Below are 24,616 nucleotides of genomic sequence, written 5' to 3'. Positions count from 1 at the left end.
CTGCGGCAAACTCAACATGGCTATCGAATCATGACGGAACAGCAGAAGCCCTTACCCACGATATTCTGCGAAGAACCCATATTTGTAAGGCCCTCCCCAGCCATCCACACACACAAATTCCCCCCAACCGGTTGTGAGTCTGGTGGCAGACCGGTATTTTGTGGTATTCTTGCTTGGAACGGCTCTCTGCCAGCAGCTTTGATGCAACACTATACCTTGATAACGATGGACATCGCAGCGATACTCACGAAATACAAACACATCGCCGTCGTCGGCCTCTCGGACAAGCATGATCGGGCGAGCAATGCCGTTGCCCGCTATCTGATTCACGCGGGCTACACCATCTATCCGGTCAATCCGTCGCTCGGCACCGTGCTCGGCCACGAATGCTGGCCCTCGCTGTCCGCCATTCCGCCGGAAAAGCGCGACCTGATCGAAATTGTCGATATATTCCGCAAGCCGCAGGATGTGCCGCCGGTCGTCGATGAGGCTATCGCCATCGGCGCGAAAGTGGTCTGGATGCAGCTCGGCATCACCAACGAAGCCGCGGCGGAAAAAGCCCGAAACGCCGGACTCGATGTCGTGCAGAACCGCTGCATCAGCGTCGAACACATGCACCTCGAATCCTGACCATCTCCGTTCACACTCAGTATTATCGCTATGTCCAAACAAACCGTCGCTCTCATCTTTGGAGGAAAGTCCGCCGAACACGAGATTTCGATCATCTCCGCCCGCTCCATCGCGGCAGAGATCGACCGGAACCGGTACGAACTTTCGCCGCTCTACATCGACCGCGACGGCAAGTGGTACGCCAGCGAGTGCTCGCAAGCGGTGCTCGATACCGACATCGCCGCGCTCCTGCGAAGCGGCTCGCCCGAGTCCGCCACGCAGCGGCTCGATGAACTGACGGCGGCGGCATCCGGCGAGCAGTTCGATTTCGGCGCGTTCCTCGAAAAAACCGACGTTGCCTTCATCGCGCTGCACGGCTCGAACGGCGAGGACGGCAAGATTCAGGGGTGCCTCGACACCTTCGGCATTCCCTACACCGGCTGCGGCCTGACCGCCTCGGCGCTCGCGATGGACAAGGCGCTGACCAAGCTCTGCTCAATGGCCGCAGGGGTCGCGGTGGCGGAGTTCATGACGGTCACGAGCAGCGACTATGCCGCCCATCCGCTGGGCATCGTCGTGGAAATAACGAAACGCTTCGGCTGGCCGCTCTTCGTCAAACCGGCCAGCCTAGGCTCGTCGGTCGGCATCTCGAAGGTGCGCAACGCCGAGGAGCTGGCAAATGCGCTGGAATCCGCCTGCCAGCTCGATAGCAAGGTGCTCGTCGAAGCCGCCATTTCGGGCCGCGAGATCGAGGTGGCCGTGCTCGGCAACGGCAACGCGGTGGCCTCCGCGCCCGGCGAAATCATCCCCGGCAGCGACTTCTACAGCTACGAGGACAAGTACATCAAAAACGAAGCGAAGCTCGTCATCCCCGCCGACCTGCCGGAAGAGGTGGCCAGCGAAGTTCGCAAAGCCGCGCTGACCGTCTTCAAAGCGCTCGGCTGCGAAGGCATGTCGCGGGTCGATTTCTTCGTCGAAAACGGTACGAACCGGGTTATCCTGAACGAAATCAACACGATACCCGGCTTCACCGACATCAGCATGTATCCGATGATGATGGCCGCCTCTGGCGTCAGCTTTGCCGAACTCGTTGAAAAACTGCTGCTTTTGGCTTTGGAAAAGCGGTCGATAACGCCTAAAATCTGAGCTTTCGGGAGCCACCCGGCTCCCTCTCTCTGAAACCGCCTTGACCGCAGAACCGGAATGACCAGTGACCCTCATCTCATTTTCGCCGAAGTTTCACTGGACATCAAATGCGGCGCGTTCCAGCCGGCCCTCGACAAGCTGACCGGCATGGAGCGCTGGCTTCCGGAATCCTACCTCTTTCATCTGCTCACCGCGCGAGCAACTCGAGGGCTGAAGCGCTACGACGAGGCCGCGGAGCACTTTGGCCACTGCTGCCGCATCGCTCCGTCGAACCAGGTTGCCTGGCGAGAACTGATCGAGGTCAAGACGCTCCAGTCGCAAGCGCCGGAGCCGGAGCGGAAACCGGCCTTCGACGCGCTCGCCGTGGAGTTCGAGCAGCTTTCGATAGCGCTCGCCGGGTTCACGCCGCCGCGAGCTGCCGAGTGCTTCGACCCGACGCCGCTCGCCGAGCAGAAGCAGCCCTTCCCCGACGACGACTCGATTGCCGTGCCGACCGAGACGCTGGCCAACCTTTTCATCGACCAGGGCGCGTATAAAAAAGCGATCCGGGTCTTCACCTCGCTCATCCAGCTCAATCCGTCGAAGGCCGATCACTACCGCAAGTGCATCGACCGGGTACTCGAAAAGCTGTGACGGGACGTTGAGGCAATCCTCCTGTTTGAAACGATGTTCTGTAGGGGCGAACCTATGTGTTCGCCCTCGGTGATCCTTTTATTATCTGACGCACCAAGAGAAGGCAGACACGCAGGTCTGCCCCTACAGTTCTCATGAAATCAGATTTCACCGTAATCGAAATTTCCATTTTCATCATCCGGATTTTACACATCCATTCCGTTGCAACTATGTGCTTTACCTGCTCGTTGCGTATATTCATGGCAACATGATGCAACGACGCCGTATAACCGAGGTCAAACCGCAAGCTGTCGAATGGTGAAAAAAAACGTTTTCATTGGTATCCTTCTCCTGTTCCTTCCGGTAGTGACTGTTCACGCAGAAAGTCAACAGACGAAAACCCTGTCGCTGCCGGAGTGCATCTCGATCGCGCTCGACAACGCATCCTCCGTTAAAAAAGCTGAAAACGCCCGCCATCTCAGCGGCGTCGATCTTCTGAGAAGTTACGGCAATTTCCTTCCCAAAGTCACCTCGTCGGCATCGTACGCGCCGCGTTCGGTCAACCGCTCTTATGCCTCCTACTCTCCGCTCTCCGGCATCGGATCGGATACGGCCATCAACACGACCTCCCGAAGCTCCTCCATCGATCTCAGCGTGACCGCTTCGCTCAACCTTTTCAACGGTCTGAGCGATTATGCCGCCCTGCAAGCGGCGCTCGACCGGAAAAAGGCCGCCGGATTCACCTTGCAGCGCGCCCGCGAGACCATCGCTTACGACGTGACGCAGCACTACTACCAGGTGCTGCTCGATCAGGAGCTGCTCGACATCGCGCGGGAAAATCTCAAATCTGCGAAAGACCTCCTCACTCTGACCGACCGGCAGTTCAGCATCGGCCTCAAGTCGATCACCGACCTCTACCAGCAACAGGCGGAGACGAGCAACAGCAACCTTGGCGTCATCAACGCCGAAAACCAGCTCCGCCGCAGCAAGCTCGAACTCGTCCGGCGACTGCGCATCGATCCGGCGACGGAGATCGCGCTCAAACCGGTGAATGCGGCGGCAATCGGGAAGCTCTCGCCCGAGGTGGACATCACGGCGCTCTCCGCTTCGGGCCTCGAACGCCGCGCCGACCTCAAGGCGCAGAGCCTCGAACGCGACGCAGCCCGGCAGGATGTCCGTCGTATCGCCGGTGCGCGCCTGCCCAAACTCGACCTCGCCTTCACCATGAGCAGCGGCGCCATCGACTCCTACCAGACAACCATGCTGGGCCAGACTTACGACTACTCCTACCCGCCGGTTGGCAAGCAGCTCGAAAATGGCATCGATCACGCCATTTCGCTCAACCTTTCGTGGACGATCTTCGACGGCTTCATGACGCGCTACAACGTCGAGTCGGCCAAGGTGACCAGCCGGAACCGGCAGCTCGACTATGAGGAGCTGAAAGAGGGCATCGAGATCGACCTGAAGCAGGTGGCGGGCGATTACCGGGCGGCCTTCGCGCGGATCGCGGCGGCGCGACAGAGCCTGAAGGCATCCGAATCAGCGGCTCAGGGAATCACGCGCAAGTACGATCTCGGCGCGTCGGGCTTCGTCGAACTCAGCGCGGCAAGGGCAGCGCTCTTCAACGCCCGCTCGACGCTGACCCAGGCGCTCTACAACCTCGCCCTGCAAAAGGCGCTGCTCGACTACACCAGCGGCGGCCTCGACATCGAGGACAACAACGCATCATCTCACTGATTTATGGCAAAGACACAACGCTCCGGAAAGCTTCGTACCATTCTGATCATCGCCGCCGCGCTCATCGCCGTTGGAAGCGCAGTGCTCGTCTGGCTGAACATGCGCGAAAAGGCGGTCGAGGTGACCACCGAAAAGGTGTTCCGCAAGGAGGTGGTGCACACCGTCACGGCGACCGGCAAGATTCAGCCAGAAACCGAGGTGGCCATGTCGCCCGACGTCTCCGGCGAGATCATCGAGCTGCCGGTCGTGGAGGGTCAGGAGGTGAAAACCGGCGACCTGCTCTTCAGGATTCAGCCCGATATTTACGTCAACCAGGTCAAGCAGAGCCAGGCGCAGCTCAATCTGGCCAAGGCGCAGAGCATGGAGACCAGGGCGCGAATGCTCAAGGCAAACGACGATTTCCGCAAAGCCTCCATATTATATAATGACAAGCTGATTTCGCAGACCGACTGGCTCACGGCCAAAACCAACGCCGAGGCCAGCCGCGCCGCTTACGACGCCTCGCGCTTCTCCATCCAGCAGAACCAGAGTATGCTCGACCAGAACGACGAGCGTCTCGGCAAAACCGTGGTGCGCTCGCCCATCGACGGCGCGATCGTGTCGCTGAAAAGCAAGTCCGGCGAGCGCGTGGTCGGCACGGGGCAGTTCCCCGGCACCGAGGTGATGCGCATCGCCAATCTCGACAGTATGCAACTCGAAGTGGAGGTGAACGAAAACGACATCGTCAACGTGCGCGTCGGCAATCCGGTAACGGTGACGGTCGATGCGTTCGGCGAGCGCAAGTTCCAGGGCGAGGTGCGCGAAATCGCCAACTCGGCGACCACGCAGGCTGCGAACACCCAGGAGGAGGTGACCAACTTCGCCGTCAAGATCAGGATTCTCAACCACCAGCGCCTGCTCAAGCCCGGCATGAGCGGCACGGCGGAGATCGAAACGATCCGCGTGCCCAACGCGCTCGTCGTGCCTATCCAGAGCGTCACGATGCGCGACGCCTCCGGCAAAGGCCCCGCGACTCCGGCGGAATCCGCGAATGACAGCAAAGCGGTGCAGACCGCCGCCGCCGCCCGCGCCCCCAGGGAGAGCGAAGGGGTGTTCGTCGTCGAAGGCAAGCGGGCGCGATTCAGGAAGGTCAAGACCGGCACCACCGACAACACCCACATCGTCGTGCTCTCCGGCCTGAAAGCTGGCGAAGCGGTGGTGTCGGGCAGCTACGGCGCGATCAGTCGCGAACTGCACGACGGCAGCGCCATCAAGTCGCAGGAGAAGCCGTGAGCGAGCGCCCGTTCATCATCAGGATCAGCTCGCTCTCGAAGCATTACACGATGGGCGACCAGTTGGTCAAGGCGCTCGACAAGATCGACCTCGATTTCCGCGAGAACGACTACGCGGCCATCATGGGGCCGTCAGGGAGCGGCAAGTCAACGCTGATGAACATCCTCGGCTGCCTCGACACGCCAACCGCCGGACGCTACGAGCTGAACGGCCAGAACGTAGCCGAAATGGACGACGACGAGCTGGCCCGTGTGCGCAACCGCGAGATCGGCTTCGTCTTCCAGACCTTCAACCTCTTGCCGCGCCTCGACTGTCTGCGCAACGTCGAGCTGCCGCTGATCTACGCCGGCGTCTCGCCGGAGGAGCGGCTCGAACGGTCGCGCAAGGCGCTGGAGGAGGTGGGCCTCGGCGACCGCATCGACCACAAGCCCGGCGAGCTGTCGGGCGGGCAGACGCAGCGCGTCGCAATTGCGCGGGCGCTGGTGAACCACCCGTCGATTATCCTCGCCGACGAACCCACCGGCAACCTCGACACGGCCACCAGCCGCGACATCATGGATATTTTCGGGCGACTCTCCGACGCGGGTAACACCATCATTCTCATCACCCACGAAGAGGAGATCGCCCGCTTCACCCGCCGAATCATCCGCCTCCGCGACGGCAGGATCGAAAGCGACTCCGCGCCATGAACTCCTCGCTTCAGCAGTTCCGGTACGAGACGGGCGAGAGCCTGAACATTGCCGTCTATCAGATCAAGGCCAACAAGATTCGCTCGTTTCTGACAGCGCTTGGCGTCATCATCGGCATCGTGGCGATCACCATGATGGGCACGGCGATCAACGGCATCGACCTCGGTTTCGAGAAAAGCCTCTCCATGATCGGCTACGACGTGGTCTATGTGCAGAAAGGCTCCTGGAGCACGATGGGTCAGTGGTGGCGCTACCGCAACCGGCCTGATATCGAAACCCGTTACGCCGCCGAGATCAACCGGATCATCGAGGGCAACCCCGGCTCCGAGCTGATCGTGGCCGTGCCGCAAATGTCCACCATCCAGGCCTCGGCCCGCTACCGCGACCGCGAGATTCTGCAAATCTTCGCGATGGGCACCAGCCACGACTACCCGCTCACGGCCTCCGGCGACCTGTCGGCGGGGCGCTTCTTCACGGCGCAGGAGTCGGCGGCGGGTGACGCGGTGTGCGTCATCGGGGACGATATCGCCTCGGGATTGTTCCCGGACGGACGCGCAACCGGCAAGTCGGTTCGCCTGAAAAATCACAACGTGCGCGTCGTGGGCGTCTTCAAAAAGCAGGGCAAGTTCCTCGGCCTGTTCAGCTTCGACAACCAGCTCATCATGCCGCTCGGCGCGTTCACGAAAGTCTATGGCAAAACTCCGATGGTGACGATCAGGGTCAAGATCAGGGATGAAAAGCGCGTTCCGGAAGCCAAGGAAGAGCTGACCGGGCTGATGCGCCGCATCCGGCGACTGCCGCCCGGCAAGGCGGACGACTTCGGCATCAACGAGCAGCAGGCGTTCAAGAGCCAGCTCGACCCGATCAAGAACGGCATCGCCGTGGCGGGCATCTTTATCACCGGCATGTCGCTGTTCGTCGGCGCGATCGGCATCATGAACATCACCTTCGTCTCCGTCAAGGAGCGCACCCGCGAGATCGGCCTGCGCAAGGCGCTCGGCGCTCGACGCCGCACAATCCTCATGCAGTTCCTCATCGAGTCGGTGATGATCTGCCTTGTCGGCGGCATCATCGGCCTCGCCACGGCGCTCTCGATCACCGTGCTCATCCAGAACCTGCTGCCGGACTTCCCTGTCAGCTTCTCGCCAATGCTGGTGCTGGCGAGCCTTCTGATTTCGGTGGCCACCGGCATTATTTCGGGTCTCGCTCCGGCAATTTCGGCATCACGGCTCGACCCGGCCGTTTCACTCAGGTACGAATAGCCATGACGCTCTCTATCCGCGAAACCGTGATGCAGGCCGCGACCTCGCTGGCGGTCAACAAGCTGCGCTCGGCCTTGACCACGCTCGGCGTGGCGGTGGGCGTCTTCTCGATCATCGCCGTCATGACGGCCCTCGACGCCGTTGACCGCTCGATTGCCACGGGCCTGTCGAGCCTCGGCGCGAACACCTTTCAGATCCAGAAAAATCCGGCCACGGTCTTCGGCGGCGGACACAACCGGAATCTGTACGCCAACCGCAAGGACATCACCTGGCAAGAGGCGCAGCTCTTCAAAAAATACATGGAAGAGCGCGCCCGGAACATCGGTTTTATCATCACGAGCCAGGCCGCGCAGGCCAGTTACGGCAATGAAATCACCAATCCTGACGTAACGCTGACCGGCGGCGACGAAAGCTTCGCCCCGGCCAATGGTTTGGATGTCATTGCGGGCAGGAACCTGAACGACGGCGACCTCCGCTACGCCTCCGACACCGCAATACTCGGCAGCGACGTGGCCGCCTATCTTTTCCAACAGGGCCAGAATCCGGTCGGCAAGCAGATACGGGTCAACGGCAAGGTTTATACGGTCATCGGCGTGTTCAGCAAGAAAGGGGCGGCGTTCGGCCAGAGCCAGGACAATTTCGTGCTCATTCCGATCACCCGCTATCTCGACGAGGTGAACGAAACGTCGAGCATCTCGATCACGGTCGAGGCAACCTCGCAGAAAAGCTACCGGCAGACCATCGACCGGGCCATCGGCGCAATGCGGCTCGCGCGGGGTTTGACGGTCAAAAAAGCGAACGATTTCGAGATCAGAACCAACGAATCGCTGGTCGAATCCTTCCGCGACATCCAGAACATCGTTGGCACCGGAGCCTTCATCATCAGCTTCATGGCGCTGCTCACCGCTGGCGTGGGGATCATGAACATCATGCTGGTGAGCGTTACCGAACGGACGCGGGAGATCGGCGTACGCATGTCCGTCGGCGCTCCCCGCCGCACGATCCTTGAGCAATTTCTGGTTGAAGCGCTCCTGCTCTCACTCGGCGGCGGCGCACTCGGCATCGTCGCCGGAGCGGGCGCGGGCAACCTGGTGGCGCTGCAATTCAATCTGCCGGTGATTCTGCCGTGGGTTTGGATCGTCGTGTCGCTGCTGGTCTGTTCGGTCATTGGCATCTCCTTCGGCCTCTTCCCGGCCTGGAAAGCCTCGCGCCTCGACCCGGTCACGGCGCTCCGGGCTGCGCGATGAACCACTCCGGCGAGGGTCGGTCGCGACAACTCCTCAATTGCCGAAAGCGCTGATCAGAGCTGACAAGCGCTGCACGATCCCCTGTTGTCCAGCGGCCATGGCCATCAATTCGCTTCTTGCTGACCATTCGAGTTTCGCCTCCCTGTCGGCAGATTGCCAGGCGGGAATCACGCTCTTTTCGACCCACTGCCAGCGGTCAGCCGGATTGGTGACGCTTTTTAAACCGGCAAGCGTTTCGAAATAACCGTGGAACGAACTGAAGGATGCACGGCACCGGAAATCGGAAAGCTTCGTGCCGGAAAAATCCAGTTCGCTGCCGAACGAAGCCATGAGCCGTCCGGCGGGACTCAGTCTGTCGAACACCGGCTGAAGCACATTGATCTGCTCGTGACGAAGCAGGAAAATGTTGCCCTCCCAGACGAGGCGCTCTCCCTCGTGATCGTTCTCATTCCGACGCAGAAGTTCGCGCCCGCGATCGATCATGCCGAATCCGGCGATCAGATTTGCATCGTCGGTTTCGGAAGCACACGCCATCAGTTCATCTATCCCGCCGGCGATATACGCCGCGTGAGCCCATGCAATATCCCGGTAAATGTTGTTGTTGCCTTGCCGAATCTCTTCAAAATCGGCGAGAAGAAGCCTGTCGGCTCCGAAACGGTGTAGCGAAAGCAAGAGCGCGTCGGCTTCGATACGCTCCGGCCTGGTCAAGAGTTCCGCCATCAGAATGGCAACACCAACCTGCCGGGAAGCGAATGACGCCATGCCTGCCCATTTGAAAATGTGCGGATGTTCGAGATACCAGCCCGCATAGCGAGCGGTAATCACGCGATTCCGGTCGGCATATCGCTCCGGCGCAGGCAGCTCCGACTCAACCGCCTGCCGCCACTCTTCCCGTGTACGTACCATGGTGAATACTTTACCTCTTTACTGTATTGACAACCACACCGCACGGCAATTAATTTTCACTCCTGACAGCATGACTTCCCGGCATGTGATCATGGAACGGACAATAGCGCAACTGCATTTTTATACATTGGATAGCGTTCTACCGCTTCCATGCGGATTATCCGTTCCGGACTTGCCGGGGATAAGTTGACCAGATAACACGCGTTTCCACTGAACACAAAACCATGAGAACGATGAACACCTTTCAGAAACTTTCAAAGCCAGCAGCCTTCGTCCTGCTCTTTTCGACGGCGGCACTCACCACCGGATGTGAATCATCCTCGAACGCCGGACGCGGAGCTGGCTATGGCGCGGCGGCGGGCGGCATTATCGGCGGCATTATCGGCAGTGAAACCGGCAGTTGGGCCAAAGGCGCGCTGATTGGCGCGGCTATCGGCGGCGCGGCTGGCGCGGTCATCGGCGACTACATGGACAAACAGGCCGACGAAATACGCCGGGAGGTCAGCAATGCCCGCGTCGAGCGGATCGGCGAAGGCATCCGCGTAGTCTTCGACACCGGCCTGCTCTTCTCGACTGACTCGGCAACCCTCACCTCCAACAGCCGGTACAACATCGAGAAGTTGGCCAGAATCTTGAGCAGGTATGACGATACCAACGTGGTCGTCGAAGGACATACCGACAACATCGGCAGCGAAGCCGCGAACCAGATGCTCTCCGAGCGCCGCGCCGAGTCGGTGGCCACGCTCCTGAGAACCTATGGCGTCTCCGACTATCGTCTGTCCGCGATCGGATATGGCGAAACCCGTCCGGTAGCCACCAACGAAAGCGAGGCTGGCAGACGACTGAACAGGCGCGTTGAGGTGCTGATTTACGCCAATGAGGAGCTGAAGCATCAGGCCGAAACCGGCGAGTTGAGGCTCTGAGACATCGGTCATCCAGCCGCATGTATTGGAAAGAAAAAATGCTTATCTTTGGCCCGTCCGGTTTTGTCAGCCTTGACTGACGAACTTCGGGCGGGCATGTTTTTTCCGGAATCGACGATGCTTTGCCGGACAACCATGCCATGAGGAGTATCGACAACAAGCGACACAAGCCATGCGTTACCCGAACGCCGAAGAGGTGCTTTCAGAGTGGATTTCCGGAATCTGCACCGGAGAGATCGATAAAGTCGAACAGCTCTATCATGAGCAAGCAGTGCTCATTCCGACCTTTTCTCCCCACACCGTCAGTACGCCGGACGGCATACGAAACTACTTCGAGCAGCTCGCCACCAGAGACAACCTCCGGGTGCGGCTTTATGAAAAATCGCTCAAGAAACAGCCTCTCGGCGGAAAAGCCTGGATACTGGGCGGCATTTACGCCTTCGAGTTCGAAGTCGATCAGATGCTGCTGACCTTCCCCTCCAGATTCACCTTTGCCGTCAATCTGGAGCATGAGCGTCCGATCATCCACCACCACTCCTCGCAGGTTCCGAGAAACCTGTCATGACCGCAGAAAAAGCGGGCGTGGCGTTCATTGGATGCCACCCCGCTCAAATGTTGCGCCCCATCCCGAATGATTTCCACAGTCAGACGCCGAAATAAACACGGCAATTGATTCGCCCAACACTCAACGATTGTTAACCGGCATCTCAAAAAAAAACGCCTATCTTCACTGTTTTTTTTCACCAGCTCTTCACTGAGTTCAATGGTCTGAATCGCAAACGGGTGAATCTCGTGATTCAGCACTACCGTAAATCAGCTTGGGCTATTGCGGGATAAAGCGTGATTGCCAATGAGAAGCAGGGTAACTGCCGGCGTCCCTCATGGAGAACAACCCAATGACTCAAAGGCAGTTAAAGCATCATGATTCAATGACTTGCCTTATTTTTCCTCGTCGATTTCCACTTCCACATTCCGATTTCATCACGAATATCTTCACACACATTCAGGACATAATCAAGCTCTTCCATGGTAAGACCGCTATGTATTGAAAAGCGCATGAGAGAACGCGTTCTGGGGGTGGCTGGCGCCATGAATGCCGAGCCAAAAATGTTTCTTGCCTCAAGCGCATCCCGAAGTTTTTCGGTATCGGGTTCCAAACCACTGAGGATCGATACAATCTGGGACTCACTGGCGATAGAGTATCCAAGTGAGGAAAGGCCTGTCCTGAAATATCTCGATTTTTCCCGAAGTGCTTTACGCCGATCATCCCCCTTGATAATAACATCGAGGGTTGCGTTCAATCCAGCTATCTCATAGTCCAGAAGGGTACTGCTGAAAATCGATGGAGAGGCCAGAAACGGATAGTATTTCGACAGCCTCGATGGACAAAGAATGATACCAGCTCGTCCAGCAAAAGCCTTGGCAAGGCTTGCCGTAATGAAATGAACCTGATCGGACATGCCGTATTCATTGATCAGACCAGCCCCTTGCTTGCCGTGCGTACCGAGAGAGTGAGATTCATCGACAACAGACACGCATCCATGTCGATTGGTAACTTCGACAAGCTCCCTGATCGGTGCAATTTCGCCAGAGGTGCTGTACAGTGAGTCGAAAACCACGATGCCTTGACCGTATTCGCTAATAAGACGGTCAAGATGGGCGGCATCATTATGACGAAAGGCGTATGGAGTCGCACCAGCAATTTTGATCCCGTCCCACAGCGACATGTGGGCAAAAAAATCGATATAGACCGGTACCGTGGGATCAGCGATCACCTGCAAAAGACCAACATTTGCCGACCAGCCTGACTGACAGAGAATGCTGCTTTCGAAACCGGTGAATAGAGCCATTTTTTTCTCAAACTGATTCATGGCACTGTCTTCATGCAAAAACACCGCAGACATGAGAGGCTCGCGGTTCATGGCCGTAAGCATTTCAAGCTGTGCTTTTCTGATACGGGAATGATTCGAGATGTTCAGATAGTCGTTGCTTTGCAACATGATCGAGCCTGCATCTGGCAGCCGATCGCCGAGAACAAGTGGTTTTTTGTTTTTTCTGGGTCTGAACATTTCGTCATCACACTGACGAAGTTTTTTCTCAATAAAATCCGGCAAATCGGAGGAGTTTATAACCGCTTGAGATTTTTCGACAACCATATGCATATTTTTTAATACTTATAATCCAACACACACAGGAGCGCAATAAGAACGTATATCCCCCAAAACTTAAAGCGATTGTTCAAACCATTATGTTGACTCAAGACAACACCAATCACCAAAAAGCCCTTTCGGATATAGGATATCTACCAAGAGCAAAATTCGAGAACCATGAAACTTACGAAAAATCATTTTGACTGTGCCTGATCACAATATGAATCGATGGCGCAAGAATGAGATGCCGAAAACAGCTCCATTGCTCCCCATCACCATTTGGCACCATCAATAGCAGCATAAAAACACGCTTCACTTACAAAAGTAATACAACATCACTTTTCACAGAAACCAGAGATCAAAAAAACGGGAACCTATAGCTTCAATATAACAAATATCCTCAAATATACCCTCATTATCCAAATTCCAAATAGCACAATTCAGAAACGCGTATCGAAGAGCTGATTGGACTTGGTGAAATGATCATCTCTCCCTATCTTAATATAAATGTTAACGTTAAAAACAAGTTCTCGTGTACGGATATTTTTCACAGCACTTGTGCTCATAACGTTAAATAAAACAATATACTGCCTGAATATATAGAGAATTATATCGGCATCTTGCATTATTCAGGATCACAGGCCTCTATCGTATCGGTGTATCATCCGAAAACGCCGATTAAGCACCCATAGAAGTAATTGGAGATTGATCTTGAAAGAACTCATCCGTTTAAAGGAATATCTCAAGGAAGGAACTCTTGCGTCCCACTACAATGCTATAGTCGTTGGACTGCTTGGTGCTTCTGCTCATTTTCTTTTTTACTTCGTTTACATATACGGCTTTCATCTGCCTTATGATAATTTCTGGCTTAGACTGATCGCTACCTGCTTGTGTATCAGTTTGATGTTCATACATCGCTTGCCATCTTGGTTCCAGCTCTACTCGCTGTACTACTGGCATTTCACGCTAACCTTTTCACTTCCCTTTATTTTCACAGTAAACCTGTTAATGAATGGCTTTAATGAACTTTGGCTGTACTCGGAAATTGCCATGGTTTTCATTTTAATGATGTTCGTGCCAAACTGGGTGATATTTACCTTGGACCTGTGTACTGGAGTTGCTGCTGCCGTAGTTTTTTACTTACTGTCTCCCCATCATATCCCGTTAAACCCGACGTTTAACATACCAGTTTACAGCCTCGTCATGGCCTTTTCCGTTTTTGCGGGCTATATCTTCAGTTTAAGCAACTGGAAAAGCCTCCAGGATATGGAAAGACAAAAGGCCGAAGAGAAGTATCGCGCCCTCGAAGCCCTTGCTGGCAGCATTGCTCACGAAATGCGTAACCCACTTTCTCAGATACGTCACAACATTGACGAAGTCCTGCACGCATTACCGGATATCAACGATGAACACACTATCGCCGCAGCTCCCGCCTCCTCTATCGAAATCATGACCAAGCGCCTGAACCAGGCCCAGATGGCTGTCAATCGCGGTCTCCATGTTATAACCATGACACTGGGCAATTTCAGAAGTACTGACGTCACAAATGAAGAGCTTGCCTGTCTGTCTGCAATGACTGTCACCCGCAAAGCTCTGGAAGAGTATGGCTATGCTTCAGAACAGGAACGGCAAATGATCCGCCTTCATCCCGGAGAAGATTTCATCTTTCTTGGAGAGGAGAACAGCTACATCCTGGTGATTTACAATCTGATGGTCAATGCCTTGCAGATTCTTCACACCGTCCCTGGCGGCCGTATCGATATTTCACTCCAGCGTGGAGAAACGGTCAACAGAATTCTCATTCGTGACAATGGTCCCGGAATTTCGCCCAAAATCCTGCCCAAAATTTTCGATCCGTTTTTCACTTCGGGCAAGAAAGGCGGCACCGGCCTTGGCCTGGCTTTCTGCCGCCGCGTGATGCAATCCTTCAAAGGGCAGATTACCTGCGACTCTGAAGAGGGCAAGTTCACCGAATTCGTTCTGGAATTCCCGGCGCTCGAACAGGCCGCCATAAGCAAGTTCGAATCGAGCCTCTATGCCGAATATGCGCCGTTCTTTGCCGGGAAAAAAGTGCTTCTTGCTGGCATTCCCGAAATATACGCGCCGCTGCTCCGCCGACAGCTCGCGCCGCTCAAAGTCGGACTGGGCGACGCCGACGACAGCAACAAAGCCCTTGAAATGATTGCGGCGAACCGCTACGACCTTGTGCTCGCCAATGCCAGTCTACCGCCAGATGGCGCAGAAAAACTCGCAAACAACATAAAGAGCAATGGGCTGGATATTCCCGTTATCGCTTGCAGCTCCTCGACAAGCACGACCATCGATACTCACAAGAATATTGATGCCCTGATCTCGATGCCGCCAGCACTGCCCGAGCTGCTCGGCACTCTGAAAAGTTCACTGGAGATGGGCCGGGAAACGCTCAGGGAGTCGCTTTCAGGTAAAACCGTGCTGGTGGCCGACGATCTCGACTTCAACCGCAGGGTCATCAAGCTGATGCTGGGCAAGCTGGGCATCACCATACTCGAGGCCTCCAACGGCCTCGAAGCGCTCGAACTCCTGAAATCGCACGCTTGCGATCTGCTGATCATCGATATGCGAATGCCTGTGCTCGATGGTTTCGAGACCGCCAAACGTATCCGCTCGACCCCCTCTGCCTGGCGCGACATTCCGATACTCGGCCTGAGCGGCAATCTGGACAATGCCTCGCTGAAGCTGGCCAAAGAGAGCGGCATCAACGATAGTCTCATCAAACCACTCAAGCTCAAGCCGTTCCTCCAGAAAGTCTCGGCCATGCTCAAGCTCAGCCAGCCGCGCTGAAAGCCAATCGCTCCGAACGAGCAGGTTGCGCCATGCGTTAACGATCTCAGCCTGCGCACTCTGCCCTGCGACGGGCAATCACCTGTCGAGCCGTTCCTGCAAAACGGCGAGACGCGCTTCGAGCGCTTCGAGCCTCGACTTCATCTCGCCAAGCCCACGAACCTGCGCCTCCTGGCGGAGCTGGTCGCGCATCGGCTGGGCGGGTACGCCGCGAATCGCCTGACCTGGTTCCATGAACGATTTGGAAATCCCCGCCTTGGCCGCCACCGAGGTGCGGTCGGCAAGTTCGAGATGCCCCGCAAAGCCCGCCTGCCCGCCAATGAGGCACTGGCGTCCGATCTTCACGCTGCCCGAAATTCCGGTCTGCGAGGCGATGACCGTGTCGCCGCCGATCCGGCAGTTGTGGGCGATCTGCACGAGGTTGTCGATCTTGGCCCCCTTTTCGATGACGGTCGCCCCCATCGTCGCCCGGTCGATGGTGGTGTTCGCGCCGATCTCGACATCGTCGCCGATTTCGACCACGCCCATCTGCGGAATCTTGATGTAGGAGCCATCTTTCTGCGGCGCGAAGCCAAAGCCGTCCGCCCCGATCACCGTGCCGCTGTGAATCGTGACCCGGTCGCCGATCACCGTGCCGTCGTAAATGGTCACGAGCGGATAGAGCTCGCATCCGGAACCGACCGTCACGCCATCCATGAGCACCGTGTTAGGGCCGATCACCGTGCCATCGCCAATGACGCAGTTCTCGCCGATCACGGCGTACTCACCGACCGAGACGTTCTGACCGAGACGCGCCGACGGGGCGACCGAGGCCGATGCGGCGATGCCGGGGGCCGCGATGCGGCGTTTGCCGGAGAAGTGCTGGAGGATAAAAACAAAGGCGGTGTAGGGGTCGGCCACCTTGAGAAAACTGGTTTCGGCGGGAGCGTCGTCAAGCGGAGCCTTCTGGCTGACGACAACCAGCGAAGCGCCAGTCTGCGCGATGTGGCGGTAATACTTTTCATTGGCCACGAAACTGACCTGGCCAGCCGAAGCCTCCTCGATCTTTGCTGGCCCCGTAATCTCGATGTCGCCGGCGCCAACCAGCTCGACAGGATCGAAATAGCGCCCGAGAAAGGCTTTGATATCTGTAATCTTCATGATCTACTCGCCGACGAGGCGAACCAGAATTTTTCTTAAAATTTTAATCCGTTTTGCTATATTCTGAATCCTTTTACCGTTCCGGATACAACAAGCAGTGCGCCGTACCCGGTAACCGAAGATGGAGGCGCAATATAATTCGTTTCATCAGAAAAAGCAGTGAGCGATGGAAACACCTATCAAAATTGTCGCTGGACGCAGCAATCCGGAACTTGCCAAAAAAATCGCCGATTATCTCGGCACTCCGCTGTGCGACGCAAAAGCGGAGAACTTCTCCGACGGCGAGATTTCGGTCAACTATTTCGAATCGATCAGGGGCTCGGATATGTTCATTATCCAGTCCACCAATCCCCCGGCTGACAATCTGATGGAACTGCTCATCATGATCGACGCCGCCAAGCGCTCTTCGGCGCACCGGATCACCGCCGTCCTGCCCTATTACGGTTATGCCCGCCAGGACAGGAAGGACAAACCGCGTGTCGCCATCACCGCCAAGCTCGTGGCAAATCTGCTCACGCAGGCCGGAGCCGACAGGATTCTCACCATGGACCTGCACGCTCCGCAGATTCAGGGCTTTTTCGATATTCCGTTCGACCATCTCTATTCGAGCGTGGTGCTAATCGATTATGTCAAGAACATGGATATTGCCGACAACCTCGTCGTGGCATCGCCGGACGTAGGCGGCGTCAAGCTCGCCCGCAAGTTCGCTTCGGAACTCGGCACCGAGCTGGTCATTGTTGACAAGCGCCGTCCGAAAGCCAACGTGGCCGAAGTGATGAACATCATCGGCGACGTCAGAGGCAAAAACGTGCTGCTCGTCGATGACATGATCGACACGGCTGGCACCATCGTCAACGCCGCCAAGGCGATCAAGGAGGCCGGCGGTCTGAAAATCTACGCCGCGGCCACCCACCCGATTCTCTCCGGCCCGGCCATCGAGCGCATCAACAACTCGGTGTTCGAAAAGGTGATCGTCACCGACTCGCTGGTTTCGGTGCACGACTACTGCTCGAAAATCGAGACCGTCACCATCAGCAACCTTTTCGGCGAGGCGATCAAGAGAATCTACGATGGCGAGTCGGTCAGCTATCTGTTCGACAGCAAGAACATCACTCACAAAATCACCAATCATCATTAATTACAAGAGTTAACTGTTAAAGGAGCCAGAGGAAAAGCATGGAAACAAGAGCATTGTCTGTCAACCTTCGCGAAGTCAAGAAAAACGAGGCTGCAAAACTGCGCCGTCAGGGTCGGGTTCCAGCCGTCGTTTACCATAAAGGAGAAGCCACCGTTGCCATCAGCGTCGATGAAATCAGCCTGGGCAAACTCGTCCACTCGTCTGAATCGCACCTGATCGACCTTCAGTACCAGGATGGCAAAAGCGTCCTCTCGTTCATCAAGGACGTGCAGTTCGACCCGGTCTCGGACCGCGTCATCCACGCCGACTTCCAGCGCTTCTCGGCTGACGAAGTGGTCGAAATGGAGGTTCCGATCCACCTCGAAGGCGAGTGCCCCGGCGTGAAGATCGGCGGTGGAAAGATCCAGATCAACGTGCACACCCTGCCCCTGAAGGGCAAGCCTGAGGCTATGCCGGAGCACTTCACCATCGATGTCTCCATTCTCGAACTGGGTCAGACCCTGCATATCCGCGATCTTCAGACCATCGCGCCGGAAGGCATCCAGATTCTCGGCGATGCCGACGCATCAGTAATATCAGTCTTAGCTCCCAGAAAAGAGTCTGAAGCTGCTGCTGAAGGAGCCGCTGGGGCCTGATTCGCCTTCAAACGGTTTGCAACACGAACACGAGCCGCCTTTTCAAAAAAGGCGGCTTTTTTTTCGGATCGCGGTTTGCAATCATGCGGCAAGTGTCGTTTTTTGGGTACTTTGAGGATACTTTGAGACTGATCCATTCATCTATTCCCGATGGTTGCGCAACGAGCGAATAAGTCATCCATACCAGCCCTGTACCGCATCGTGCCGGGCCTCGGCCTTCTGAGCGCTGGCAAACGCTCTTCGGGCCTCTTTTACCTGCTGGCGACGGCGGCGTTTCTTGCCCTCCTCGTCGCGCGTTTCGATCTCCTGATCATCAGCTTCCGCTCGATGGCCGCCGGTGTAACGCTGCTTGTTCTGTCGCCCACCGGGTTCAGCCAGATATTCACCCCGGAGACGCTCGAATTCTGGATCGCCTCGCTCTACCTTCTGCTCGTACCGTTCCTGCTCTTGCGCTTTTCCGTGCGCTCGTACCGCAAGGCGCTCAGGGAACGGGAGGAATCGCAGTCCGGCGAGGCAAGCCTCTGGCAGCTCGGCATGATCTCCTTCAAGCGCAACGGCATTTCGGTGGCGGCCTCAATGGTGATCTTCGTGCTCTACTCGGTCGCTTTCCTGGCGCCGCTGCTCTCGCCGTTCAGCCCGTATGACCAGCAGGATTTTCTCGTCACCGCCTACCAGCCGCCGCTGACGCGCCTCGACGCCTTGGTGCTCCGCCAGCACCGGACGGTGGTCATTCCGCTGAGAGCAGGCCGCGACCTGACGTCCAGAGCGGCCAACACCCTGATACTCGACAGCCAGAAGCTCCGTTCGCGCAATGAGGAGTACAACCTGAAGTTCGTCAACAGCTACCGGGTCGAAGGTGACCGGATGCTCTTCCGGCAGGGGATGAGGGAAAAAAGCCTGTCGCTGGCAGAGCTCGTCAACCTCTCCGGAAGCAGCCAGAAGCCGGAGTACGCCGTCACGAAAACCTTTCTGCTCGGCACCGACCAGTACGGGCGCGACATCTTCAGCCGCGTGCTCTACGGCTCGCGCATCTCGCTCTCCATCGGCTTTCTCGTGGTGCTCATCTCGGTGTCGCTCGGCACGGTCATCGGCATCTCGTCGGGCTACTTCGGCGGCTGGGTGGACAGCTTTCTGATGCGCATCGTCGATGTGCTCATCGCCTTTCCGGCGCTCTTTCTGATTCTGATTATCATCGCCACCTTCGGCAACTCGATCTACCTGATCGTCATCACCCTGTCATTCACCGGCTGGATGGGCGTGGCCCGCATCGTGCGCGGACAGGTGCTCTCGCTCAAGGAACAGGAGTTCATCCTGGCGGCCAGGTCGCTCGGTCTCTCCAACCTGCGCATCATCTTCCGCCACCTGTTGCCAAACACGCTCACGCCGGTGATCGTGGCCGCAACACTGCGCATCGGCAGCATCATTCTGACGGAGGCCGGACTCTCCTTCCTCGGCCTCGGCGTCCAGCCGCCAACGCCGAGCTGGGGCAACATCATCAACGAAGGGCGCGACAGCCTGCTCAACCACTGGTGGATTTCGACCTTCCCCGGCGTGGCGATTCTCTCGACGGTGGTCTGCTTCAACCTCATCGGCGACGGTATTCGCGACGCTCTCGATCCGAGGATGCGCGGATGAGCGGGCGCTTCGACAACGATCCCGAGCACTGGGAGGTGCTCGAATCGATCTACCTGCACCGCCGCCCGTGGCTCACCATGCGGCAGGACAAGGTGCGACTTGCAAGCAGGCGAACGATCGACGACTACTACGTGCAGGAGTTTCCGGCGTGGGTGAACGTGCTGGCCATCACGAAGGGCGACGACGCGGTGCTCATCCGCCAATACCGCCACGGCCTCGGCGAGGTGTCGTGGGAGCTGCCCGCCGGAGTGCTCGACGATGGAGAATCGCCACTCGACGGCGCCAGGCGGGAGCTGCTCGAAGGGACCGGCTACAGCGGCGGCGCGTGGACGCCCTTGATGGAGCTGAGTCCGAATCCGGCCATCCAGAACAACATCTCCTACTCATTCCTCGCTGAAGGGGTGAGCCTCGCTGGCTCGCAGCAGCTCGACCCGACTGAAGAGATCACCGTACACCTGACGCCGCTCGACCGCCGCCGCGAGATCGTTTTCGACGGCGGGATGCTTCAGGCCCTGCACTCGGCGCCGGTGCTCAAGTACTTTCTGCAGCGCGGCTGAACGGCGGAGGGAGAGGCGCTGGATGAAAAAGCAGAAACAGCTCGACCTGCTCGAAGCGGCCCTCGTCTCGACCGGCCACCGGGTCAGATACGAAAAGGGCAGCTTCATCGGCGGAGACTGCCGGGTAAAGGAGAACATGATCGTGGTGGTCAACAAATTCCTGCCCATCGAAGGCAAAATCGCCACCCTCGCCTCGGTGCTCCGCAAAATCAACCCGCCCGGCCTCTCGCCGGAGGTCGTCAAAATCATCGACACCCTCGTCCCCACTGACCTTTTCAGCAGGGACAACGGATAGCGCAGCTCCATCTTCCTTCTCGAAATAGGGATCGGCTGACAATCATGAAGCCAACGATTCGCCCCTTTTCGTTACCGGCAAATCAACGCTGATCACCAACTCAACAGGGCGAACACACAGGTTCGCCCCTACAGTCTCCTCCCGTTACATTCCTGATAGGAGGCCGTCTCAAAAGTCATTTATCAATCAGTTTCTCAAAACTCATGTTCTTTGTCATTCTGAACAAAGTGAAGAATCCTGCTTCCCAAGATCAACTATAAGCGTATATTTTATAGCATCTTACGAGAATCTTCCGGATTCTTCGCCCGACTGCGTCGGACTCAGACTGACAGGCAAAACGGGAAATTGTCGATTGAAACAATCCCTTTCAAGAAAATCCCTCAATACCACGCCGTCTGCCGACTCCTCGACCGCACCTCGACTGCCGGGCGCTCCGCGGCGAAACGAGCGAGCAGCTCGCGTTGCGCAGGGGTCATGAACGGCCCCGGCACCAGCAGCATCCGGCGCGGACGGGCATCCGCCATCCACGCGTCAAGCCGCCGCCACTCCTTTCCGGTGAAGCGGTAAATCCAGAAGAGCACGTCGGCCCCGTCCGCCCGCTGCGCTTCGAGCCGCTTCAGTCCCGAAACAAGCAGCAGCGAGTGCGTCTTGCTGTCAATCCGGAGCGCCTTGTCATCCAGCCGCCGGATGACGAAGGTGCGGCGAGCGGCAACGCCACTGCCGGACGGCAACAACGTAACTGGCAAGGCGCGCATCACCGGATCGGGTGAAAAGAGGCTGACCGACTCAACGGGCGTCGCCAGATTCCAGACATTCGCCTGCCGCCGGATTCTCTGCCAGCTCCCCTCGCGCCGCCCGGCATCGACCAGGCAAGTTTCGCCGCCCGCCGAAAAGAGTACGCCCATCTCCTTGCCGAGATTGACCGTGACCACCTGTGGCGGTTTCGGCACAGAGCTCGACAAAACATGCCAGAACAGCAGATTCAAACCGACAAGGACAGCAATGACAACCCGCCCCCACGCCCTCTTGCTGAAAGCGTAAAAGACAAACGCAATGGCGATATAAAATACCGCCACGTCGAAAAAATCGGGACGTATCGCGATGCTGGCGTAGGGCATCGAGCTGAACAGATGCACGAAGAAAAGCGTCAGCCGCGCGAAAAGCCAGGTGGCCGCACCGAAAAGCGAGGCGATCCAGCCGCCGAGGCCGTGAAACAGAAACAGCGGCAGCGCCGCGTACATGGCGAAGTTCGAGAAGAGCACCGCCGGAAGATTGGCGACGATGCCTGACACGGAAAAGGTCCCGAAGTAGAGCGCGATCACCGGACTGACGCCGATCATGGCCGAAAGGCTCACGGCGAACGCCTCCCACGCGAGGCGCATCAGCCGCCGGTGCAGCTTCTTGCCATCCGGCGCAACTGCGGCAAGCGGCTTGTAGAGCGTGAGAATCCCGAGTACCGCCCCGTTGGTCATCACGAATCCCGGATTGAAAAGATCGAGCGGATCGAACAGAAGAATAACGAGATCGGAGGTCGCCAGCGTGTTCACCGCGTAACTTTTCCACCCGAGCGCGCCACCCGCGAAGAGCATCGCCGACATGATCGCCGCCCGCTTGATCGAGGGCGCGTGGCCGGTCACGAAGCTGTAGAGCGCGATGATCGAGACGAGCATGAGCATCGCCAGCCATCTGCCAACGGGCGTCACCTTCAGGCGTTGCAGGCAGAGGTTGACCGCGTAGGCCAGCAGCGCAACATGCAGCCCCGACACCGCCAGCACATGCGCCGTGCCGGTGCGCCGGAACGCATCGTTCAGCTCGGCGGAGAGCATGTCCCGCTCACCGAGGATCATCCCTTTGACGAACTGCCGCTCCTCACCATCCGGCACATGCTTGTCCAACGCCGTCGCGAGGTAATTCCGGAGCGGATTGACAACGCCTCGGATAAATGAAAAGCCCGGCTTCGGCGGCTCCCGAAGCACCTTCCACGGCCCGGCGCAGAAAATCTGGACATGAATCCCCTTCAGCCGCTGTTGCCAGCGCGGATCATACTCGCCCCGGTTCGCCGCAACCGGAATCAGAGCGAGCCGCCCCTTCACCCTGACGAAATCGCCCTCCTGATACCTCGTCTCCTCATCCCCCGGCATCCGGACGACAACCTTCGCCCTTTCCGAAATCCTCGCCCGCTGGCCGTTTTCGAACACCTCGGTCACGCGAAGTTGCATGGTTGTCATACCGTCGCCTTCGACTGGGCGGCCATCGATAAAGCCGGAAAGAATCACATCCCGCCCGACCCACGACAGCAGCGACGGCGAGGGGACGAAATTGAAGGCTGCCGAAGCGTGAAACGCGAACGCGCTGAGCACTGCCGTCAGATAACAGAGTGCCGAAAACAGCGAGAGCTTGCCCGCCAGAAGCCGCGTGCAATTGAGCAGCAACAGAAGGCCCGTCAGGACACACGCCAAAAGCGCGGCGGCAAACCACTCGAAGGATTTTACCGGCAAATAAATGGCGGCCAGAATTCCCGCCACGGCGCAAACAAGCAAGCGCAACGCGGGATAAGCCGGGAGGAAATACCGCATCACAAAAGGGGTTATGGCGGTTATTTCAGAAGCTATGCAACCGCATAATTTAGTATATTCCGGTCATTTTCTGTTCAACCAGTAAAAAATCACACCCGGATGCTTGTCAAAGAGATTCTCGACGCCAGAACCGAACCGGTCTTCAGCCTGGAATTTTTTCCTCCGAAAAAGCAGGAAGACTGGGACAAGCTCTTTGCAACCATCACGAACCTCAACCCCCTCGAACCTTCATACGTCAGCGTGACCTACGGCGCGGGCGGCTCCACGCGCGAGCGTACGCACAATCTGGTCACGAAAATCCAGCAGGAGACCGGCCTGACGGTCGTGTCGCACCTGACCTGCATTGGCGCGGAGAAGAGCGAGATCGAAAGCGTCCTGAAGCTTTACCGTGAACACGGCATCAAGAACGTGCTGGCCCTGCGCGGCGACAAACCCGCCGACATTCCGACGCTCGAAGAGGCGATCAAAGACTTCCCGCATGCCATCGATCTGGTGCGATTCATCCGCGAAAACTTCCCGGAAATGGGCATCGGCGTGGCGGGCTTTCCCGAAGGCCACCCCGAAACGCCGAACCGGATGAAGGAACTCGAATTCCTCAAGGAGAAGGTTGACGCGGGCGCGGACTACATCGTCACGCAGCTCTTCTTCGACAACCGCGACTACTTCGACTACGTCGAGCGCTGCGATCTGGCGGGCATCACCGTACCGATCATCCCCGGCATCATGCCGATCATGAGCAAAAAAGGGATGATCCGCATGGGCGAACTCGCTCTCGGCTCAAGAATCCCGTCGAAGCTGCTGCGCAAAGTACTCGAAGCGTCGGATGACAAAGAGGTCGCCGAAATCGGCATCGAATGGGCCACCAACCAGGTGCAGGAATTGCTGGATCACAAAGTCAAAGGCATCCACTTCTACACCCTCAACCTCTCAGAAGCCACGTTGAAGATTTTCAGGAATCTGAAGCGGGGGTAAAGAAAGCATGTCGGCTGCGTTGTTCAGAAAAATGAAGCCGGAACTCTTTTTAAGAACAGCCGTTAAATCACGCTTTTAGAACAAATTGTTTGCACTTCAGTAATTATTGTATCGCCCGAAGAACAGCTTGCTCATCGATAAACCTCTTAGCAATAGCCTTCTGCCAAGATTCGACATGGTCATAAAGAGGCATGAGACCAAAAGTCGGGCCACATCCAGGGTCAGTGAGATAAAGTGTGTAAACGGTCATAGATTCCACTCATGAAACAAGGAGCAAAACTATGACCAGAAAGAA

The 24,616-nt window shown here is 57.3% G+C and carries 21 protein-coding genes; 17 read left to right on the top strand and 4 right to left on the bottom strand.

What is annotated here, in order from left to right; genetic code table 11:
* The first annotated feature begins 225 nt into the window (after positions 1-225).
* From FGF66_RS11300 to FGF66_RS11265, 8 genes are all read left to right on the top strand, one after another.
* A complete protein-coding gene (locus tag FGF66_RS11300; RefSeq protein WP_139457743.1) occupies positions 226-630 on the top strand; it encodes a CoA-binding protein in 405 nt (134 codons plus the stop codon).
* A gap of 30 nt (positions 631-660) precedes the next feature.
* Complete coding sequence (locus tag FGF66_RS11295; RefSeq protein WP_139457741.1) at positions 661-1,755, top strand: D-alanine--D-alanine ligase family protein; 1,095 nt, start codon at positions 661-663, stop codon at positions 1,753-1,755.
* Between the two features lie 57 nt (positions 1,756-1,812).
* On the top strand, positions 1,813-2,388 hold the full coding sequence (locus tag FGF66_RS11290) for a hypothetical protein (RefSeq protein ID WP_139457740.1): 576 nt from the start codon (positions 1,813-1,815) through the stop codon (positions 2,386-2,388).
* A 294-nt stretch (positions 2,389-2,682) separates the two neighbouring features.
* On the top strand, positions 2,683-4,104 hold the full coding sequence (locus FGF66_RS11285; protein WP_139457739.1) for a TolC family protein: 1,422 nt from the start codon (positions 2,683-2,685) through the stop codon (positions 4,102-4,104).
* Positions 4,105-4,107: 3 nt separating this feature from the next.
* On the top strand, positions 4,108-5,376 hold the full coding sequence (locus FGF66_RS11280; RefSeq protein WP_139457738.1) for an efflux RND transporter periplasmic adaptor subunit: 1,269 nt from the start codon (positions 4,108-4,110) through the stop codon (positions 5,374-5,376).
* Between the two features lie 50 nt (positions 5,377-5,426).
* Entirely contained in the window at positions 5,427-6,065 is a 639-nt protein-coding gene (locus FGF66_RS11275; RefSeq protein ID WP_281279072.1) for an ABC transporter ATP-binding protein, read from the top strand.
* Positions 6,062-7,327 (top strand): ABC transporter permease, encoded by a 1,266-nt coding sequence (locus tag FGF66_RS11270; protein ID WP_139457736.1) that lies wholly within the window; start codon positions 6,062-6,064, stop codon positions 7,325-7,327. The genes FGF66_RS11275 and FGF66_RS11270 overlap by 4 nt, the downstream gene beginning before the upstream one ends.
* 2 nt (positions 7,328-7,329) lie before the next feature.
* A complete protein-coding gene (locus FGF66_RS11265) occupies positions 7,330-8,574 on the top strand; it encodes an ABC transporter permease (RefSeq protein WP_139457735.1) in 1,245 nt (414 codons plus the stop codon).
* A 33-nt stretch (positions 8,575-8,607) separates the two neighbouring features.
* Here FGF66_RS11265 and FGF66_RS11260 read toward each other — a convergent pair whose 3' ends face one another.
* Positions 8,608-9,480, bottom strand: coding sequence for a DUF2515 family protein (locus FGF66_RS11260; protein ID WP_211342008.1), 873 nt, complete (start codon positions 9,478-9,480; stop codon positions 8,608-8,610).
* A 233-nt stretch (positions 9,481-9,713) separates the two neighbouring features.
* Here FGF66_RS11260 and FGF66_RS11255 point away from each other — a divergent pair, with 233 nt between their 5' ends.
* Together FGF66_RS11255 and FGF66_RS11250 are read left to right on the top strand one after the other, a co-directional pair.
* The gene (locus tag FGF66_RS11255) at positions 9,714-10,403 is read left to right on the top strand and encodes an OmpA family protein (RefSeq protein ID WP_170181352.1); all 690 of its coding nucleotides are present in this window, start codon (positions 9,714-9,716) and stop codon (positions 10,401-10,403) included.
* 172 nt (positions 10,404-10,575) lie between these two features.
* Positions 10,576-10,968 carry a nuclear transport factor 2 family protein gene (locus tag FGF66_RS11250; RefSeq protein ID WP_139457733.1) on the top strand — a complete coding sequence of 131 codons (393 nt, stop codon included), beginning with the start codon at positions 10,576-10,578 and terminating at the stop codon, positions 10,966-10,968.
* 361 nt (positions 10,969-11,329) lie between these two features.
* On the opposite strand, the gene cqsA is transcribed toward FGF66_RS11250, so the two are convergent.
* Positions 11,330-12,559 (bottom strand): alpha-hydroxyketone-type quorum-sensing autoinducer synthase, encoded by a 1,230-nt coding sequence (gene cqsA, locus FGF66_RS11245; RefSeq protein WP_246046677.1) that lies wholly within the window; start codon positions 12,557-12,559, stop codon positions 11,330-11,332.
* Positions 12,560-13,264: 705 nt separating this feature from the next.
* On the opposite strand from cqsA, the gene FGF66_RS11240 reads away from it, so the two are divergent.
* On the top strand, positions 13,265-15,373 hold the full coding sequence (locus FGF66_RS11240) for a response regulator (RefSeq protein ID WP_246046676.1): 2,109 nt from the start codon (positions 13,265-13,267) through the stop codon (positions 15,371-15,373).
* 78 nt (positions 15,374-15,451) lie between these two features.
* On the opposite strand, the gene lpxD is transcribed toward FGF66_RS11240, so the two are convergent.
* Positions 15,452-16,513: a UDP-3-O-(3-hydroxymyristoyl)glucosamine N-acyltransferase gene (lpxD, locus tag FGF66_RS11235; protein ID WP_139457731.1), complete on the bottom strand. Its 1,062-nt coding sequence runs from the start codon at positions 16,511-16,513 to the stop codon at positions 15,452-15,454.
* A 166-nt stretch (positions 16,514-16,679) separates the two neighbouring features.
* Between lpxD and FGF66_RS11230 the strand changes: the two genes are divergently transcribed.
* The 5 genes from FGF66_RS11230 (at position 16,680) to FGF66_RS11205 (ending at position 20,773) form a co-directional block, all read left to right on the top strand.
* Complete coding sequence (locus tag FGF66_RS11230; protein ID WP_139457730.1) at positions 16,680-17,651, top strand: ribose-phosphate pyrophosphokinase; 972 nt, start codon at positions 16,680-16,682, stop codon at positions 17,649-17,651.
* 38 nt (positions 17,652-17,689) lie between these two features.
* The gene (locus tag FGF66_RS11225; protein WP_139457729.1) at positions 17,690-18,286 is read left to right on the top strand and encodes a 50S ribosomal protein L25/general stress protein Ctc; all 597 of its coding nucleotides are present in this window, start codon (positions 17,690-17,692) and stop codon (positions 18,284-18,286) included.
* Positions 18,287-18,436: 150 nt separating this feature from the next.
* Positions 18,437-19,921, top strand: coding sequence for an ABC transporter permease (locus FGF66_RS11215; RefSeq protein WP_139457728.1), 1,485 nt, complete (start codon positions 18,437-18,439; stop codon positions 19,919-19,921).
* Complete coding sequence (locus FGF66_RS11210; protein WP_139457727.1) at positions 19,918-20,478, top strand: NUDIX hydrolase; 561 nt, start codon at positions 19,918-19,920, stop codon at positions 20,476-20,478. The genes FGF66_RS11215 and FGF66_RS11210 overlap by 4 nt, the downstream gene beginning before the upstream one ends.
* Positions 20,479-20,500: 22 nt before the next feature.
* Positions 20,501-20,773 carry a hypothetical protein gene (locus FGF66_RS11205; RefSeq protein ID WP_139457726.1) on the top strand — a complete coding sequence of 91 codons (273 nt, stop codon included), beginning with the start codon at positions 20,501-20,503 and terminating at the stop codon, positions 20,771-20,773.
* A 380-nt stretch (positions 20,774-21,153) separates the two neighbouring features.
* Here the strand turns inward: FGF66_RS11205 and FGF66_RS11200 are convergent, their stop codons facing one another.
* Entirely contained in the window at positions 21,154-23,349 is a 2,196-nt protein-coding gene (locus FGF66_RS11200; protein ID WP_139457725.1) for a ComEC/Rec2 family competence protein, read from the bottom strand.
* Positions 23,350-23,448: 99 nt separating this feature from the next.
* Here FGF66_RS11200 and metF point away from each other — a divergent pair, with 99 nt between their 5' ends.
* Positions 23,449-24,321, top strand: a complete 873-nt coding sequence (metF, locus tag FGF66_RS11195; protein WP_139457724.1) for a methylenetetrahydrofolate reductase [NAD(P)H] — start codon at positions 23,449-23,451, stop codon at positions 24,319-24,321.
* Positions 24,322-24,616: the final 295 nt, after the last annotated feature.

It is taken from the genome of Chlorobaculum thiosulfatiphilum, from assembly GCF_006265165.1.
Classification (GTDB): domain Bacteria; phylum Bacteroidota; class Chlorobiia; order Chlorobiales; family Chlorobiaceae; genus Chlorobaculum; species Chlorobaculum thiosulfatiphilum.
The sequence above is the reverse complement of the archived record's forward strand: the minus strand, read 5'-3'. Positions and strand labels throughout refer to the sequence as shown.

What these genes read in the sequence shown, in the direction of transcription:
- cqsA (WP_246046677.1), bottom strand. Translation starts at nt 12,559, where the DNA reads ATGGTTGTCGAAAAATCTCAAGCGGTTATAAACTCCTCCGATTTGCCG.
- FGF66_RS11200 (WP_139457725.1), bottom strand. Translation starts at nt 23,349, where the DNA reads ATGCGGTATTTCCTCCCGGCTTATCCCGCGTTGCGCTTGCTTGTTTGC.
- FGF66_RS11295 (WP_139457741.1), top strand. Translation starts at nt 661, where the DNA reads ATGTCCAAACAAACCGTCGCTCTCATCTTTGGAGGAAAGTCCGCCGAA.
- FGF66_RS11260 (WP_211342008.1), bottom strand. Translation starts at nt 9,480, where the DNA reads ATGGTACGTACACGGGAAGAGTGGCGGCAGGCGGTTGAGTCGGAGCTG.
- FGF66_RS11270 (WP_139457736.1), top strand. Translation starts at nt 6,062, where the DNA reads ATGAACTCCTCGCTTCAGCAGTTCCGGTACGAGACGGGCGAGAGCCTG.
- FGF66_RS11225 (WP_139457729.1), top strand. Translation starts at nt 17,690, where the DNA reads ATGGAAACAAGAGCATTGTCTGTCAACCTTCGCGAAGTCAAGAAAAAC.
- FGF66_RS11280 (WP_139457738.1), top strand. Translation starts at nt 4,108, where the DNA reads ATGGCAAAGACACAACGCTCCGGAAAGCTTCGTACCATTCTGATCATC.
- lpxD (WP_139457731.1), bottom strand. Translation starts at nt 16,513, where the DNA reads ATGAAGATTACAGATATCAAAGCCTTTCTCGGGCGCTATTTCGATCCT.
- FGF66_RS11230 (WP_139457730.1), top strand. Translation starts at nt 16,680, where the DNA reads ATGGAAACACCTATCAAAATTGTCGCTGGACGCAGCAATCCGGAACTT.
- FGF66_RS11255 (WP_170181352.1), top strand. Translation starts at nt 9,714, where the DNA reads ATGAACACCTTTCAGAAACTTTCAAAGCCAGCAGCCTTCGTCCTGCTC.
- FGF66_RS11300 (WP_139457743.1), top strand. Translation starts at nt 226, where the DNA reads ATGGACATCGCAGCGATACTCACGAAATACAAACACATCGCCGTCGTC.
- FGF66_RS11210 (WP_139457727.1), top strand. Translation starts at nt 19,918, where the DNA reads ATGAGCGGGCGCTTCGACAACGATCCCGAGCACTGGGAGGTGCTCGAA.
- FGF66_RS11250 (WP_139457733.1), top strand. Translation starts at nt 10,576, where the DNA reads ATGCGTTACCCGAACGCCGAAGAGGTGCTTTCAGAGTGGATTTCCGGA.
- FGF66_RS11290 (WP_139457740.1), top strand. Translation starts at nt 1,813, where the DNA reads ATGACCAGTGACCCTCATCTCATTTTCGCCGAAGTTTCACTGGACATC.
- FGF66_RS11275 (WP_281279072.1), top strand. Translation starts at nt 5,427, where the DNA reads ATGGGCGACCAGTTGGTCAAGGCGCTCGACAAGATCGACCTCGATTTC.
- FGF66_RS11285 (WP_139457739.1), top strand. Translation starts at nt 2,683, where the DNA reads ATGGTGAAAAAAAACGTTTTCATTGGTATCCTTCTCCTGTTCCTTCCG.
- FGF66_RS11215 (WP_139457728.1), top strand. Translation starts at nt 18,437, where the DNA reads ATGGTTGCGCAACGAGCGAATAAGTCATCCATACCAGCCCTGTACCGC.
- FGF66_RS11265 (WP_139457735.1), top strand. Translation starts at nt 7,330, where the DNA reads ATGACGCTCTCTATCCGCGAAACCGTGATGCAGGCCGCGACCTCGCTG.
- metF (WP_139457724.1), top strand. Translation starts at nt 23,449, where the DNA reads ATGCTTGTCAAAGAGATTCTCGACGCCAGAACCGAACCGGTCTTCAGC.
- FGF66_RS11205 (WP_139457726.1), top strand. Translation starts at nt 20,501, where the DNA reads ATGAAAAAGCAGAAACAGCTCGACCTGCTCGAAGCGGCCCTCGTCTCG.